General features: G+C 26.7%; 15 protein-coding genes. 11 read left to right on the plus strand and 4 right to left on the minus strand.

Annotated features, from left to right (window positions below; translation table 11 throughout):
- The first annotated feature begins 233 nt into the window (after window positions 1–233).
- Both aspA and APAC_RS04505 read left to right on the plus strand, forming a co-directional pair.
- Complete coding sequence (aspA, locus tag APAC_RS04500; RefSeq protein ID WP_130232984.1) at window positions 234–1,667, plus strand: aspartate ammonia-lyase; 1,434 nt, start codon at window positions 234–236, stop codon at window positions 1,665–1,667.
- The gene (locus APAC_RS04505; protein ID WP_188353741.1) at window positions 1,648–2,142 is read left to right on the plus strand and encodes an asparaginase domain-containing protein; all 495 of its coding nucleotides are present in this window, start codon (window positions 1,648–1,650) and stop codon (window positions 2,140–2,142) included. The genes aspA and APAC_RS04505 overlap by 20 nt, the downstream gene beginning before the upstream one ends.
- An 18-nt stretch (window positions 2,143–2,160) precedes the next feature.
- Here APAC_RS04505 and APAC_RS04510 read toward each other — a convergent pair whose 3' ends face one another.
- The gene (locus APAC_RS04510) at window positions 2,161–2,670 is read right to left on the minus strand and encodes a ferritin (RefSeq protein ID WP_130232986.1); all 510 of its coding nucleotides are present in this window, start codon (window positions 2,668–2,670) and stop codon (window positions 2,161–2,163) included.
- A gap of 167 nt (window positions 2,671–2,837) precedes the next feature.
- On the opposite strand from APAC_RS04510, the gene APAC_RS04515 reads away from it, so the two are divergent.
- The gene (locus APAC_RS04515) at window positions 2,838–3,758 is read left to right on the plus strand and encodes a manganese-dependent inorganic pyrophosphatase (RefSeq protein WP_130232987.1); all 921 of its coding nucleotides are present in this window, start codon (window positions 2,838–2,840) and stop codon (window positions 3,756–3,758) included.
- 346 nt (window positions 3,759–4,104) lie between these two features.
- A complete protein-coding gene (locus APAC_RS04520) occupies window positions 4,105–6,039 on the plus strand; it encodes a sensor domain-containing diguanylate cyclase (protein ID WP_130232988.1) in 1,935 nt (644 codons plus the stop codon).
- Between the two features lie 115 nt (window positions 6,040–6,154).
- Here APAC_RS04520 and APAC_RS04525 read toward each other — a convergent pair whose 3' ends face one another.
- Together APAC_RS04525 and APAC_RS04530 are read right to left on the minus strand one after the other, a co-directional pair.
- A complete protein-coding gene (locus APAC_RS04525; RefSeq protein ID WP_130232989.1) occupies window positions 6,155–6,814 on the minus strand; it encodes a hypothetical protein in 660 nt (219 codons plus the stop codon).
- A gap of 12 nt (window positions 6,815–6,826) precedes the next feature.
- Window positions 6,827–7,888 (minus strand): agmatinase family protein, encoded by a 1,062-nt coding sequence (locus APAC_RS04530; RefSeq protein ID WP_130232990.1) that lies wholly within the window; start codon window positions 7,886–7,888, stop codon window positions 6,827–6,829.
- A 127-nt stretch (window positions 7,889–8,015) separates the two neighbouring features.
- Here APAC_RS04530 and ybaK point away from each other — a divergent pair, with 127 nt between their 5' ends.
- The 4 genes from ybaK to APAC_RS04550 all read left to right on the plus strand — a co-directional run bounded on the left by ybaK (window position 8,016) and on the right by APAC_RS04550 (window position 12,948).
- On the plus strand, window positions 8,016–8,486 hold the full coding sequence (ybaK, locus tag APAC_RS04535; RefSeq protein WP_130232991.1) for a Cys-tRNA(Pro) deacylase: 471 nt from the start codon (window positions 8,016–8,018) through the stop codon (window positions 8,484–8,486).
- Window positions 8,487–8,582: 96 nt separating this feature from the next.
- Window positions 8,583–11,762, plus strand: a complete 3,180-nt coding sequence (locus APAC_RS04540) for an NAD-glutamate dehydrogenase domain-containing protein (protein WP_130232992.1) — start codon at window positions 8,583–8,585, stop codon at window positions 11,760–11,762.
- 61 nt (window positions 11,763–11,823) lie between these two features.
- Complete coding sequence (locus APAC_RS04545) at window positions 11,824–12,033, plus strand: hypothetical protein (protein WP_130232993.1); 210 nt, start codon at window positions 11,824–11,826, stop codon at window positions 12,031–12,033.
- Between the two features lie 240 nt (window positions 12,034–12,273).
- Entirely contained in the window at window positions 12,274–12,948 is a 675-nt protein-coding gene (locus tag APAC_RS04550) for a response regulator (RefSeq protein WP_130232994.1), read from the plus strand.
- 24 nt (window positions 12,949–12,972) lie between these two features.
- Here the strand turns inward: APAC_RS04550 and APAC_RS04555 are convergent, their stop codons facing one another.
- Window positions 12,973–13,404, minus strand: coding sequence for a globin domain-containing protein (locus tag APAC_RS04555; protein WP_130232995.1), 432 nt, complete (start codon window positions 13,402–13,404; stop codon window positions 12,973–12,975).
- Window positions 13,405–13,544: 140 nt separating this feature from the next.
- On the opposite strand from APAC_RS04555, the gene APAC_RS04560 reads away from it, so the two are divergent.
- From APAC_RS04560 to APAC_RS04570, 3 genes are read left to right on the plus strand one after another with little or no spacing between them, the layout of a single operon-like run.
- Entirely contained in the window at window positions 13,545–14,144 is a 600-nt protein-coding gene (locus tag APAC_RS04560; protein ID WP_130232996.1) for a paraquat-inducible protein A, read from the plus strand.
- The gene (locus APAC_RS04565) at window positions 14,145–14,732 is read left to right on the plus strand and encodes a paraquat-inducible protein A (RefSeq protein WP_130232997.1); all 588 of its coding nucleotides are present in this window, start codon (window positions 14,145–14,147) and stop codon (window positions 14,730–14,732) included.
- Window positions 14,719–17,361, plus strand: coding sequence for an MlaD family protein (locus APAC_RS04570; RefSeq protein ID WP_130232998.1), 2,643 nt, complete (start codon window positions 14,719–14,721; stop codon window positions 17,359–17,361). Before APAC_RS04565 ends, APAC_RS04570 begins: the two co-directional genes overlap by 14 nt.

The following is a 17,361-nucleotide window of genomic DNA, read 5'->3' on the forward strand; positions in this document are numbered from 1 at the left end:
GTAATTGCACTAGCTATAAGAGTAATAGTAGGACCTTTTTTATTACTTGCTAAATAACCTACTGTTCTAGTATTTGCAAAAGTTTTAAATGAAATATTATGTTTTATACATATTTTCTCTTTTGTAATTGTTTTGTTAAGTATTTATAATAATATTTATAAATTTTATAATAAAACCACTTTTTGCGCACTTTTATATATTATAATTTAACAAATTTATTCAAAAGGATAAATATGGAAGAGTTTTTCCGTATAGAAAAAGATTTTTTAGGTGAGAAGAAAATTGAAAAAGATGCTTATTATGGGATTCAAACTTTAAGAGCTAAAGAGAATTTTCATATAACAAAAACCAATATATCATTATTTCCAAATTTTATAAAATCACTTGCAAAAGTAAAAAAAGCTTGTGCTTTAGCAAATCATGAATTAGGTGATTTAACTGATATTCAAACTGACGCTATTATTCAAGCTTGTAATGAAATTATTGATGGTAAGTTCTATGATCAATTTATTGTTGACCCAATTCAAGGGGGTGCTGGAACTTCAACAAATATGAATACAAATGAAGTTATTGCTAATAGGGCTTTAGAAATTTTAGGATATGAAAGAAGTAGTTACGATATTATTCATCCTAATAATCATATTAATATGAGTCAATCAACAAATGATGTTTATCCAACTGCTATAAAGCTTACATTATTTGATTTAATCTATAAATTAAAAGATAGTCTACGATTTTTAAGGGACACTTTTAATGAAAAATCAGTAGAGTTCAAAGATGTACTTAAAATGGGAAGAACTCAATTACAAGATGCAGTTCCTATGACTTTAGGTCAAGAGTTTAAAACATTTGCAACTATGATTGATGAAGATATTTATAGATTAAGAGAAGCTCAAGCACTTTTAAAAGAGGTAAATCTTGGAGCAACTGCAATAGGTACTGGAATTAATACTAAAAAAGAGTATAGAAGAAAAGCTATTAAATACTTAAGAGAAGTTACAGGTGTTGATTATGTTAGTGCAGGGGATTTAATAGAAGCAACACAAGATACGGGAATATTTGTACATATTTCAGGTATTTTAAAAAGAGTAGCTATTAAAATATCTAAGATTTGTAATGACTTAAGACTACTTAGCTCAGGTCCAAGAGCAGGGTTAAATGAGATAAACCTTCCACCACTACAACCAGGAAGTTCAATAATGCCTGGAAAAGTGAACCCAGTAATTCCTGAAGTTGTAAATCAAGTAGCATTTGATGTTATTGGTGCTGATGCAACAATCTCAATTGCAAGTGAAGGAGGTCAGCTACAGTTAAATGTATTTGAGCCATTAATTGCATATAAACTCTTTAACTCAATAAATATGATGAGAAGAGCATTCCATACACTTGCCACAAAATGTGTTAAGGGAATCACTGCAAACGAAGAAGTTTGTATGAACAATATTTTAAACTCAGTTACTTTAGTAACGTGTTTAAATCCAATTTTAGGTTATGAAAAAAGTTCAGCTTTAGCAAAAGAAGCCCTTGCAACAAATAAAAGAGTATATGATATTATTTTAGAGCAAAAATTGTTCACAAAAGAAGAGTTAGATGAACTTTTACATCCAAGAAATATGGTAAATAATTATGATGAAAAAGAGGGAAATGATGAAGATAACTGTGATTAATACAGGTGGAACATTTAATAAAAGATATAATCCAATTAAAGGACAACTTGAAGTTCCAAAAGATAATATTGCACTAAATAAGATAATTGAATCTTGTCACAATGTGCAGTTTGATATTAAAAATATAATTTCAAAAGATAGTTTAGATATGACAGATGTTGATAGAGAAAGAATTTGTACAGAAATACAAAATAGTATAAGTGATAATATTATCATCATCCATGGAACTGATACTATTCATTTAACATCAGCAATGATAAAAAAAAGAATCGTAGATAAAAAAATTGTATTTACAGGAGCTATGGTTCCTATGAGTATAGATGAATCAGAAGCTACAATGAATTTTTCAATGGCTTTAGGTTTTTTAAGTGCAAATCCTAGTTTAGGTACTTATATTGCTATGCATGGAGTTGTCGTTAACTCTTCTAAGTTAGTAAAAAATAGAGAAGAGGGTAAATTTTTAATTCAAGAATAAGAGGTTAAACCTCTTATTTTAGTTTGCTGTTGGATCTGTAAATGTTCTTCCACTTAGCTCTTTGTCAATCGTATATAAACCATAACCATTATCACCAACAAGTTTAATATGGTCAATAATAGCTTTTACTGTTGCTTCTTCTTCTACTTGTTCTGTAACATACCATTGTAATAGATTATATGTTGCATGGTCTTTGTCTTTCATTGCTAAATCACTTAAAATATTTAGATTTTTTGTCATTTTTTGCTCATGTGCAAGGGATTTTTTAAATACATCTAATAGTGATTTATATTCAACTTCTACACTCTCAATAGAAGGTAGTTGAATTTCTACATCTTGGTCTTCAAGATACTTAAATAGTTTCATACCGTGTGCTACTTCTTCTTGGTATTGAATTAAAAACCAATTTGCTGCACCGTTAAATCCCTCTTTTGAACAATATGCACTCATCCCTAAGTAAATGTATGCAGAGTGGTATTCTTTATTTAGTTGTGTTATTAGTTCTTTTTGTAGTTCGTTACTAATCATTATAATTCCTTTGTTTTTTATATTATTAGTTTAACAAAAAAACTTAATTTAATCTTTAAGTGAGAGCTGTTATTAATTTAACTAGAAGAGTTAAAAAATTTATTTAAAAGTAACATAACTAAATTTTAGATAAAATGCCCAAAATTTTATAAATTAGGAATAATATTATGGCAATTTATACATGTGGACATACAACTCCTGATTCAGACTCAATCTGTTCAGCGATTTCATTAGCATACCTTTTAAACGCAATTGGAAGAGAAGCAATTCCTGCACGTCAAGGACCAGTTTCTCCTGAAACTCAATTTATTTTAGATAGATTTGGTTTTGAAGCTCCTGAGCTTAAAACTGAATTTGCTGGATGTGAATTATTTATTACAGATTATTCTGATAGAGGACAAGCTCCAAAAGATATTGATGAAGCTACAGTTGTTGGTATTGTAGATCATCACAAATTAGGTGATATTGAAACTTCAACTCCATTAGAGTGTTGGATTAGACCAGTAGGATGTACAAATACAATCGTAAAAGAAATGTATGACTATCACAAAGTAGAAATTCCTGCAAATATTGCTGGTGTTATGTTATGTGCAATTTTAAGTGATACAGTTATTTTTAAATCACCAACTTGTACTGCTAAAGATATCGAAGTAGTTAGAGAATTAGCTGAGATTGCTGGTGTTGAAGATTTTGGTGCACTTGGTATGGAAATGTTTAAAGTTAAATCAGCAGTTGAGGGTGTTCCTGTTAGAGAACTTATTTTAAGAGATTACAAACCATTTGATATGCATGGAAATGCAGTAGGAATTGGTCAATTAGAAGTTATTGATTTAGCTATTTTTGATGGAATTAAAGCTGAATTACAAGCTGATTTAGACAAATTAAGAGAAGAAAATAACTTACATACAGCATGTTTAATCTTAACAGATATTATGAAAGAGGGTTCTGAAGTACTTGTTTCTTCAACTGATGCATCAATTTTTGAAAAAGCATTTGATGTTAAGTTAGTTGATGGAAAAGTTTGGTTAGATGGTTGTCTATCTAGAAAAAAACAAATTATTCCTTTCTTACAACCTGCATTTGCATAATCAATTTAAAAAGAGAGTTTAAACTCTCTTTTTATTTTATCTTCTATAAAAATTAATCTTTAGACTTAAGATTTAAAAACCACTTTTACTGTTCCAAAAGTCTTAAGGTTTGAGAGAATTTCCAAATTCTACTTATTGAACACTTTTTGGAACAAATTATATCTCTAAATAAAGGTTATAAAGCCAATAAGTGAGATTTTCTAATTTTGTTCCAAAATTTAGAGACTTAGGGAAAGGTTATCCAAAATTTTATGTACTATTTTCTATTGACAGATCATAAATCTCATTTTAATATTTTTAAAATAATAATATGTTATAATTATTGTGACAAAAGAAGGAGATTATTTTGAGTACTAAATCAAAGATATTACTTTTAGTATTGTTTATATTTATAAATACTTCTGTTTATTTAATCTCAGAAAATATTCAAAAACATATGATAAATCTAATTTTAAAAGAAGATTTACAAAAACTTCAAATTCACTATGACATTTTAAATACATCACAAAAAAATATAGCTTATTCTGTTTCTAACTCAATAATTAGAAATACAGATTTAATTAAGTTTTTAAGTGCCTCATACACATTAAATGAAAAACAAAACAAAATTAATAGAGAAAAACTTTATAATCAACTTTTACCAAATTATGAAGATATAAAAAAACAAGGTGTTTTACAACTTCAATTTGTAAATAAAGATAATATCTCTTTTCTAAGAGTTCATAAACCATCTAAATTTGGTGATGATTTAACTAATATTAGAGAAGACTTTAAATTAGTTAATCAAACAAAAAAACCTATTAGAGGTTTTACTCAAGGAAGAACTTCTCATGGTTTTAGAAATACATTTCCAATATTTGATGCAAATAATATTCATATAGGTGCTATGGAAATATCTTTTTCAAGTAATCATTACCAATGGTATTTGAATAATGTAAGTAATATACACTCTCATTTTCTAGTAGACAAACAACTATTTACCACTAAAGCATGGGAAACAAAAGATTTAATATTGAACTATTATCAAGCTGCTGAACATGAAAATAAGATGCTTAATTTAAGTACTCTTCATTCAAAGCAAGAATGTATTTTAAGCAATAAGAAAAAACTTTTACCCCATAAAAAAACCATTGATATAAATGTTGAAAAAGGTGAGCGATTTAATTTTTATGCCAAATATAATGGAACTATTGAAATAGTATCTTTTTTACCAATAAAAAACTTAAGTCAAAGTACAGTTGCCTGGATTGTATCTTACACTAAGTCAGATATTATTAATTCAACTCTTCAAAATGTTCTAGTTACTCGAATTGTCTCTTTTTTAGTATCTCTTTTAATTATCTATTTGATATTTAGACAAATTAAGTCTAATATTAAAATAAAAGAAGAAAAAGAAAAATCTGAGAAGCAAAGATTTTTACTTGATGAAATTCTTAATACAACAGATAATATATTATTAATAACAGATTTTAAAGATGTAAAATTTTCTAATGATAAATTTAAATCAATTGCGTTAGTTAGGAACACTTCTGATTTTAACAATGAAATGGACCATAATATATTAAATTTATTTATTAAACACGAGGGATACCTTCATGCAGGATTGTTAAAAGATAATGAATCCTTTGCCCATTTATATAAAAATACAAGAATAACAGATAGAAAAGTTCTATTACTAAATGAAAAGTTTGAACCAAAAGCTTACTCTATAGAGATGCAAAAACTACATATCAATGGAGATTTCCTAATAACTTTGTTTGACATTTCAAAAATGCAAGAAGAGTTCATAAAAGTAGAAAATAAAGCTTATATTGATGGACTTACAGGTGTTTATAATAGGAATAAATTTAATGAATTATTTGAAAATGAACTAGAAAGGGTTAAAAGGTATAATGTTCCATTATCTATTTCAATATTAGATATTGATAGATTTAAATCTTTTAATGATAAATTTGGACATTCAATTGGAGATGAAGTCTTAATATCAATGGCTCAAACAGTTAATAATAATATTCGAGCAAATGATATATTTGCAAGATGGGGTGGTGAAGAATTTATAATTATGTTTATTAATACACCTTTAGAAAAAGCAAAAAAAGTAGCAGAGTCTCTAAAAGATAAAATTGAAGAGAATAAACATCCTACAGCAGGAAAAATAACAGCAAGCTTTGGCGTTACAGAGTATAAAGATGGTGACAATTTGGACATTATGTTTAGAAGATGTGATGAAGCACTATATAAGGCTAAAGCCAATGGAAGAAATAGAGTAGAAATTATATAAATATTTAATTTCTTGAACTAAGTTATCAACAGAAAATATGACTTATAAAAATTAGTTCCAAAACCTGTACTTTTTTGCGCAAATTAGGATTAGTTAGATTAACTATACTAAAACTCTAAACAAATCTCAAATTTTGATTATTTATCTCTTTATATTTTTCAATTAACTGTTCATATTGTAAGTTAAAATCATTATATAAAAAAGAGTAATCTTCTTCATCATCCTTATATTTTTCATAACTATTTTTATATGAATTTGAAAGAGTATCTAAAAAATCAAATGATTGAACACTTAATAATATCTCATCTAGCTTCTCTTGAGAAATTACTTCTGTTGGTTTTAATCTTTGATTTGAAGTTTTATTTACAATTGTTTCATATAATAAATCTGATAGTTTAGTGCTTGAATTTATACTTTTAAAATAGTTGTGTTTATCATCATACATATTAGATAAAAAAGTTGTGCCTAAAGAAAATGGGTGCCCTAAAACCGTGTTAAACATTGCCTTTGCAAGATTTTTATCTTCTGTAAATAAAGTTGCTATTCTTAAGTTTTTTGCTAACTCTTTATCTTTATCATTTGTAAAGATAGAATCTATCTCTTCAAGAGTGATTCCATCAATATTTTCAAAAGAGAAACTATTTGTTTTAGAGCTATTTTGAGTGTTTACGCTTATATTTTTTACTTCATCTAAAAAAGTAGTTTCACTTTTTTGCGTTTTATCTTTTTGGATATTTGCCTTAATCAGTAACTCATTTATATTTGAAGTAATCATAAAAAACCTTAATTATTTATACTCTATTTTTCCTTGACTAGCAAGTAATGCCCCACAAAGTTGATAAAGAACTCTTGCACCAACATTTGCATCCCATCCATCTTCACTATCTCCAACTTCACATAAATCAAAACCTATGATATTTCTTCCACTTTTTACAACCATAAAAATTAAGTGTTCAAGTTCACTGTATCTTAAACCACCTGGGACTGGAGTTCCTGTATTTGGACAGTTTAGTGGCTCTAATCCATCAATATCAATTGATAAATAAACATTTTGTGGAAGTTGCTCTATATAAGGAGCAAAAACTTCTTCTAGTGATTTACCACTAGCTAATTGAGCTTGCATATCTGTATCATATAGACATGCACCTTTTTTTCCATACTCAATCATTCTATTTGCTTCTTCACTACTATAATCTCTAATTCCAATTTGAACTAAATTTGAAATATCTTCACACTCATTCATAGCATTATAAAAAATTGACGCATGAGAATATGTAAAACCTTCATATGCCTCTCTTAAATCATGGTGTGCATCAACATGTAAAATTCCAAACTTTTCAATTTGTGTGTCATTTAAAGCTTTTATTAATCCAAGTGGACTAGAGTGATCTCCTCCAACAACTCCTACAAATTTACCTTTTGTAATTTGATCCATAGCTTTTTCATAAACTGATTCATTTAATTCATTTGAAGCATCATTTACAAATTGTAAAGCCTTTTTATCACTTTTACCTTTTTCTAGTGCTTCTATAACTTTTACTGCTTTTTTTCTAGCTTTATTACTTAATTTTAATAACTCTTTATCTGTATTTAACATACAAATACCAGCAGTATAAGGCTTAATATAGTGGTAAGTTTCAACATCTAATTGGTGGCTTGAAGTTCTAATAGCATCAGGAGCATTAGCAGTTCCCTCACCAAATGAAACTGTAGCTTCCCACGGTACTGGAATTAAAACTAATTTAGCTTCTTGGGGGTCTAGTCTTCCTCCAATAAATCCATCGTCTTCTTGCGGAGGTAGTCCTAATTCTAATACTTCAATCTCTTCTTTTAACGTTCTATATGACATTAATATTCCTGTAATTTTAAATATTTTGAATTATAAGATATTTATCTCAATAATAATGTTAATTCTTAATTATATTTTTATAAAATATCTTATGGCAGAGCAATTATAAAAAAGGAGTTTGTGTTAAATGACACCAGCAATTAATCTATTGAAAAAAAATAAAATAAAATTTGAGTTACACAAATACAAACATGATCCAGCATGTACTGATTTTGGAAATGAAGCTGTTGAGAAATTAGGGTTAGATGCAAATCAAGTATTTAAAACTCTTTTGGTTGAACTATCTCCCAAAGAATTAGCTGTTGCAGTCTTACCTGTATCTAAAATGTTAAGTTTAAAATTTATAGCAGAAGCTTTAGGCTCAAAAAAAGCAGTTATGGCAAATAAAGATGAGGCACAAAAAGTAACTGGTTATTTACTTGGGGGTATTTCTCCTCTTGGACAAAAAAAACTTTTAAGAACCATTATAGATGAAAGTGCTAAAAGTTTTGAAACTATTTACATTAGTGGAGGGAAAAGGGGTTTAGATATAGAACTTAACCCTAATGATTTGGTAAAAGTATTAAATTCAAAGTATGATAAAGTTACTAGTAAATGATAAAAAAGTTAATTTATTGTTTATTTAACATTTCATTAACTTATAAAGAGTAAGATTAAAATTATATAATAAATAATTTTAATTAAGGATTTTAAAATGGCTACTTCAGATATTCAAGCAATATGTGCACAACTGTTAACACCTGAGGATTTAGCGGTAAGTGATGAGCTTTTTAATAGAGTATTAGAAGATGGAATTGTTACAAAAATTTTAGAAAATAAAAATAACAAATACATAAAAATATTTTCAAAAGAGCAGATGTTTTTATCAAATGTTACTCCATTATTACATAACATCGGCTTTGAAATTATTGATGAAGTAACTTACAATGTAACAAATAAAAAAGAGTTGATTTATATCTCAAGGTTTAATTTAAACATTCAAGATTTTAAGAAGTTGGAATTTGCGAAGGAGAATATTGAAGAGATAATTACAAATTCATTAAAAGATACTACAGTAAAGCATTCTAAAGCATTCTTACTTGTATATGAACAAAACTTTAGTTTAAGAAAAGTAAATTTAATTAGAGCATTTATTGAGTATTTAGACCAAGCAGTTTTAGAAATAAACTCATCTGCAATTTTAAATACATACACAAATCATCATAATATTACAGCACTTTTCGTAGAGTATTTTTTAACAAAATTTGGTCCAGATATAAAAAATAGAGATTTTGAACTTAGCGTTATTTCAGAAAAGATAAAAGAAGAGATAAAAAAAGTGCCTCAAATTCTAGATGATAAAATTTTAAATCTTACTTTCTCTTTTTTATGTTCACTTTTAAGAACGAACTACTTCTTAAATCAAGAAGCAATTTCATTTAAAATTGATACTGCTTGTTTTGGAAAAGACTTAAAAGGACTTCAGCCAAATATTGAGAATTTCATTTTTCACCAAGATTTCTATGGTGTTCATTTAAGAATGACAAAGGTTTCAAGAGGAGGTCTTAGATGGTCAGATAGACATGATGATTATAGACAAGAAGTGAAATCTTTAATGATTACTCAAGAAGGAAAAAACTCAATTATCATTCCAAGCGGTGCTAAAGGTGGTTTTGTAATAAAAAGAGATGATGTTTCAATGGAGTTTTTCACTGAAGTTTATTCAAAATTTATTAATGCAAATTTAGATTTAGTTGATAATTTAGTTGATGGGGTAGTTGTAAAAAATGAGAAAGTAGTCTCTTATGATGGGGATGATTATTATTTTGTAGTTGCTGCTGATAAAGGAACTGCTTCTATGAGTGATGTTGCAAATAATATTGCAATAAGTAGAAACTATTGGCTAGGTGATGCTTTTGCTAGTGGGGGAAGTAATGGTTATGGTCATAAAGATTTAGGTATAACTGCTCGTGGTGCAATAATGTCATCAAAGAGATTTTTTATAGAAGATAATATAGATATTTATAAAGATGAAATTTCAGTAGTTGGACTTGGTTCTATGAGTGGTGATGTTTTTGGAAATGGAATGTTAGAGTCTAATAAATTTAAATTATTAGCTGCAATTTCCCACAAAGATATTTTTATTGATCCAAATCCAAATGTAAAAAAAGCTTATGAAGAGAGAAAAAGATTATTTGAATCAAAAAATGGTGGTTGGAGTAATTATGATACAAAACTAATCTCAAAAGGTGGTGGAGTATTTAAAAGAAGCGATAAAGAAATTGAGTTGTCTGCTGAAATTAAAAAGCTAATTAATACTACTAAAAAAACTATTTCAGGCGAAGAGTTATGTAGAAAACTTTTAACTTTAGATGTTGATATGTTATTTAATGGTGGTGTTGGAACTTATGTAAAAGCAAGTGATGAAAATAACCTTGACATTGGTGATAAACAAAATGAAGCGGTTAGAGTTGATGCAAATGAATTAAGAGCTAAAGTAGTTTGTGAAGGTGGAAATTTAGGATTTACTCAAAAAGCTAGAATAGAGTATGCCTTAAATGGTGGACGAATAAATCTTGATGCTATAGATAATGCTGCAGGTGTTAATACGTCTGATCATGAAGTAAATTTAAAAATTCTATTAAATATTATTAAAAATCAAGGGATTTTAGATGAAACTCAAGCTAAAGATACTCTTCATTCTTTAACTGAACAAATTGTTCAAATGGTATTAAAAAATAACTATGAACAAGCTTGTGTTATTTCTATGGATGAACAATTTTCTACTAAGTATCCAAATGATTTTATTAAATCAATTGAAGTTTTAGAAAATGAATTAGTATCATTTAATAAGTCAGCATTTTATATTCCAAAAAGAGAAAATATAAATGATATTATAGATATTAATGGTTCTATTGTAAGACCAGTTCTAGGTTCTGTTTTATCTTACACAAAAATTTTTCTGAAGAAAATATTGCTTGAATCAAAAATTTTAGATGATGCTTTTGTAACACAGTATTTATTTAAATATTATCCTAAATCTTTTGTAGGGGCGTATGAGCAACAAATTTTAAATCATCCATTAAAAAAAGAGATTATAGCAACTGTTATTGCTGATATTATTATAAACCATCAAGGTATTACATTTATAAGTGATTATGAAAAACTTGGTAAAGAGAGATTTTTACTAAAAGTTAAATCATTTTTAGTTGTTAGAGAGCTTTTTGGTGCTGATGAGATTAGAGAAAAAATTTATAGTCAAGATTATGTTTTAAATAGTGATAGACAGTATAAACTAATTGGGAAACTTGAGTATGTACTTTATGCAAGTACAAAATGGATGGTTAAATATCTAAAGAAAAATCAATTAGATTCCTCTCATATTATTGACCATAAAGAAGAGTTATTTACACTATTGTCACAAGTTCACAACCAAAGTGTAGAGACTTTAATACCTAATGATGAGAATTTCAATAAATTCTTCAGTGTGATTGATTATCTAAGATTTGCAGTTGCTGCAATTGTGATAAAAGAGAATACTAATCATTCATTTAAAGATGTAATTATTTTATTTTATTCATTAATTCATGAATTTAATATTTTAGAAATTATCATTGCATTAAATAAAGTAAAAATCTCAGGACATAGTGATGTAACTCTTAGAAATCAAGTTTTACAATTTATTGAGTTTATTGTTGTTCACTATACAAAAAAAGTATTAGACTTTAAAAGAGTAAATGAAGAACCAGATGTAGCCTTTGCAAACTTTGTTGCAAATGAAAAAGATACATTTTATAAAGTAAGAGATCACTTAGATGATTTTATGGCAAAAGAGAATAAAGATATTAAAGAGATTGCCATTACTGTAAATCAATTAATGGTTTCACTAATATAAGTATAACTTATAAATATTATTTAAGTTTAACTTATGCTATAATTCTTTAAAGGAGGAAATTATGAGTGATATGAATAATGAACCAAGTTTAGAAAAAATTGATGATTATAATGGAAAAGAAACAAAAGAGAAAAGAAATACAGTTTATATTGTAATTATATTTTGTATAGCTGTTGGTATTCTTTTTTCTTATTTAAGATCATCATCAGTTCAGTCTGATTATGTAGGAACAGAAGAAAAACCTGGAATAAATACTACAAAATTAAAATAATACTTTAGCTCCACTTTTTTAAGTGGAGCTTTTATATTTTGAAAAATATTTTTACATAAGTTTGTTATTTCATTATTTATAACTATTTTTTGTGTAAAAATATATCAAAGATACTCAAACCTTAAATAATATACTAAATTATCAAATAGTTGAAGCATAATTTATAGAAAAATTTGATAAGTTAGTTAAATTTATATGATTTCTTATCATATATCTAATTTCTAAACATAAAGGAAAGCAATGTCTAGAAAACTTAGAATACTTTTGATAGAAGATGAAAGATTAATCGCTAAAAACCTAAAAGAAATACTTGAAAAGTTTAATTATGAAGTTGTTGCTATTCATTCTACAGCAGAAGAAGCATACGAAACATTATTTGATGATAATATTGATTTAATTATTTCTGATATTGAAATAAAAGGTTTAGTTGATGGTATTGATGCTTCTAAAGTATTTCAAGACATTTATAATTTACCAATTATTTTTATTACTGCATATAGTGATGATGAAAAAATCCACAGGGCTTCAAGACTTGAAAATATGGTTGGTTATTTAGTAAAACCTATTAAACTTGAAGAATTAAAAGCTTTAATTGACATGGCAATTTTAAAATATGATGTTTTTGGTAAAGAAAAAGTAATTGAGATAAATAATATTTACAAGTATGATCCTAAACATAAAGAACTTTTTGAGAATGGTGTTGAAGTAAATTTAACAAGAAATGAAAAGCTACTTTTATCTATTTTATTAAATAATGAAAAAGTTACTTCTTATGAAGTTATAAATGAAGCAATATGGGGAACACAAAAAGTATCTGATGGAACTAGAAGACAATTAATACATAGATTAAAATCTAAAATAAAAGACTTAGAAATAGCTTCTAAAAAAGGTGAAGGTATTTATTTAAAAAGATAGGAATCAAATCCTATCCTTATCCCCTTATTCTGGCGTATTCATCATCCATATACTAAAAATATCAAGGTATCCCCATAAAGACTCTTTTAAATCTTCAGGCATATCTAATTGAGATAAAACTACAGCATATGATTCTAACCATATTTGTCTAGCTTTAGGCGTAATTCTAAATGGTTGATGACGTGCAGCCATCATTGGTGCTCCTCTATTTTGATTAAAATAATCTGGACCTCCACAAATTTGAATAAAAAAATCAGCCGAGTGTTGTTTAGCTAAAGCAAAACCTTCATCAGTTGGCGGAAATAATCCTTTAATATCACTTTGTCTTAATAAGTCGTAGTGATCAGAAACTAATTTTCTCATTCCCTCTTCACCTAAGAATTCTAAAACTTGTGGACTAGGTTTTACCACTGGTGGTCTTGTTCCTACTTGTGCAGGAGTTATATTAAATTGCATTTTATTAACCTTTTAAAAAATTGTTCAAAGTTTTGCATAAGTGCAACACATATATTACAATATATTTGATTTTAAACACTTTTTATAATTTAAAAAAAGGTTACTATGTTAAAATAATATATCAATTAATTGGGAAAATTATGGGTTTAAACACTGAAAATATTATCGAGTGTAAAAGTTGTGGACTTTTTGTTAATAAACAAGAAGCCTCAAAAAAATATCTTATCAAGTGTCCTAGATGTAATACAAAATTAAGAGCATATATAGACCATAGTTATGATTCTTTATTTTATGCAATATCAGCAATTATGCTTTTTGTTCTAATGAATATTTTCCCTTTAATAAAACTATCTATTAATAATAAAGATTTACAAGCAACACTTTATGATACAGTTTTTATCCTTTTAGAGCAAAATCTTTTTTTTGTTGCTTTAATAGTTTTTTTCACTATTATTATAGCTCCATTATTTAACTCAATTATTATAATTGTTGCTTTTATTCAAAAACATACAAAAGTAAAGTTTTTTACGAAAACATTTTTGCATGATAGCTTTCACTTTACAAAAACTTGGGGTTTTATTGAAGTATTTATAATTAGTATTATTGTTACATATATAAAACTTGTTGGAATGGTCTCTTCTACAAGATTTGACTTGGGCTTTTATATAATGCTTTTTTATATCTTCTGTTTTTATATGTCTAATAAAAAATTTGAGGGTAAAAGTGTATTTGGAGAGTAGATGGTTTTAATATCTTGTAGTAATTGTAGAAAAGTTTATGAAAAAGAGAATTATGATGAATTTATTTGTACTAGATGTAAACATAAAGTTAGAAGAAGAACAAAAAACTCTTTACAAATTTCACTTGCATTAGTTATAAGTGCAATGCTTTTGTATATTCCAGCTATGGTATATCCTATGATGGAAGTAACTAAATTTGGTGTTAGTGTTGAAAGTACAATATTAGAAGGTGTTATTAGTTTTTTAGAGTATGAAAACTACTTTATAGCAATTGTAGTTTTTACAGCAAGTGTAATAATTCCACTTATAAAACTAATTGGATTATTGATAATATTTCTATCTTTAAAGATTAATGTACAGTTATCTAATAAAGCAAAAAATGTAATGTTTCATTTTATTGAAGCAATTGGTAAATGGTCAATGATAGATATTTATGTGGTTGCAATATTAGCATCAGTAGTGCAACTAGATGAATTTTTTAATATCAAAGGAGGTTTAGCTGCAACCTCTTTTGCACTGATGGTAATAGTTACTATGATAGCAGCACATATATTTGATACGAGGATAATTTGGGATGAAAGAAAATAATGAAAGTGTAGTTTTTAAACCAAAAGTTGAAGAAAGAAAGGTCTCATTTGCTTGGGTGATTCCTATTATTATTCTTTGTATATTAGCCTGGATTGCCTATGATACTTATACTAAAAAAGGTACAAATATAATAGTTACATTTAAAAGTGCAGAAGGTTTAAAAGAAGGTGTCACTCCCCTTGAATACAAAGGTTTACAACTTGGAAAAGTTACTAAAATTACTATGCATGATGATTTAAAAAATGTAAATGTAAGAATCTTAGTAAAAAGTGATGTTGCAAAATATGTAGCCAGTGAAAGTTCAAGGTTTTGGATAAAAAAACCAACAGTTTCTCTTACTAAAATTTCTGGACTTAACACTTTAATTAGTGGATATAAAATTGAACTATCGCCTAAGTTTCGAACTCAAGATGAATATAATAAGGGAAAAGAACAGATAAATTTCATAGGACTTGATAGCAAACCTGATGATGAGTTATCTGCCCAGGGATATTATATAACTTTAAGTGCAAGTGATAAAGATAATGTTGAAGTTGGTACTCCTATTTTTTATAATAAGTTTCAAATAGGGGAAGTTGTATCAAAAGACTTTAAATATGAAAAGGTTTTATTAAATACATATATCTATGATAAGTTTAATTATTTAGTAAATAAAAGTTCAAAATTTGTTTTAAATGAAGCTCTTAAAGTAAGTTATGGACCAAGTGGTTTACAAGTTGAAGTTGGATCTTTATATTCTGCACTTGTAGGTGGAATTACAGTAATTACACCTCAAAAAGATGAAGAGAAAATAAGTAAAGATGAAGAAGTGGCATTATATGCAGATCAAACTTCATTACAAGCAAAAGAGTATTTTAATATCTCATTTAAAGAAATAAATGGCATAGGTGAAGAAACACCTATCATTTATAAAGGTATAGAAATTGGTAAAATTGATGAGCTTACTTTAAATGTTGATGATGTAAATGTAAGAGCTTATGTTTTTGAAAAATATAAATATTTACTTACAAATAAAACAAGATTTTTTATACAAGAACCAGAGGTTTCATTAAGTGGAGTTAAAAACCTAGGAAATATTGTAAAAGGAAATTATCTTACTTTAAAATATGAAAAAGGTGAATTTTCTGATAGTTTTGAGGCTTTCTCAAAAGAAAAATTAACCCAAAATGAAAATGATATTTTAATCACATTATATAGTGATGATTTAAATTCTATTTCAAAAAATTCAAAGGTTTATTATAAAAATATAGAAGTAGGAAAAGTTATAGATTATGGATTAACAAATAGTCTTAGAAAGGTTAAAATTCAAATTGCTATTGATAAAAACTATTCACACATTTTAAATGACCACATTCTTTTTTATGATATGAGCTCAAAGTTAGTAGATTTAAAAGCACTTGATTTAAATATTAATTTTAGTGGAATAGAACCTTTATTAAATGGTGCTATTGGTATAGTTGGTGAAAAAAGAACTACTAAATTAAAGAAAAAAGAGTTTAAATTATATAGTTCATACAAAGATGTGAAAAAATTAAAAAGAGTCTACAACAGTGGCTTTGTAATAAATGCTTATTATAACAATGACTTTGAAATAAAACCAAATATGGCGATTATTTATAAAAATCAAGAGATAGGTTTTGTAAAAGATATAAAGTTTAATGATAATAAGTCAGAAGTTCAACTATTTATTTATAATGCTTTTAAAAAATATATAAATAGTAAATCAAGATTTTATAAAAAAGGAATTGTGAATTTAAAAGCAAGTTTAAATGGTGTTTTATTTGAAGTTGATAATTTTACTTCACTTCTTGAAGGTTCAATCCATCTTGATACAAATTCAAATATGATTTATGATAATTATGAGATTTTTTCAAGTTTTGATGATATGAAAAACTCTTCAAATAGTATTACAATTTTGTTTGATGATGTTGAAGGGGTACAAAAAGATTTTTCATCTTTAACTTATAAGGGTGTAAATATAGGAAAAGTAACAGATGTAAAACTAACTTCAAAACATAAAGTCGAAGTTAAAGCTATAATCTATGATGATTATGATTCTTTTGCAAAAGAGGGCACTATATTTTTCTTAAAAAAACCTAGAATTTCTTTACAAGAAGTAGCAAATGTTGGGTCAACTGTTATGGCTGTAAATATTGGAGTTATAAAAGGTGAGGGTAAATATAAAAATGAATTTGTAGGTTATGATACACAACCATCTATAAATAAATCTCATTTTGGAACTATTTTTAAAGTATATGATAGTACAGCTTCAAGTGTAAATGTTGATGCACCTGTTTATTATAAAAATGTACAAATAGGAAAAGTAAATAAAATTGATTTAAGTGATGATGGTTCAAACGTGATTGTTGATTGTCTGATAGAGGATAAATATACAAAACTAATAAGAAAAAATTCGCAGTTTTATGATATAAGTGGTTTTGAGCTTAAGTTTTCACTATTTTCAGGAACACAAGTTGAGTCAAATACTTTTACAAGTATTTTAAAAGGTGGCTTAGTTGTTGTAACACCTTATGAATATAATGAAAAAGCAAACTCAAAAGATGTTTTTATTTTAAATAAAACCCTTAGAGAAGATTGGAAAACTATAAGTCCTAGTATAAAAGATTAA

This window comes from Malaciobacter pacificus, assembly GCF_004214795.1.
Taxonomy (GTDB): domain Bacteria; phylum Campylobacterota; class Campylobacteria; order Campylobacterales; family Arcobacteraceae; genus Malaciobacter_A; species Malaciobacter_A pacificus.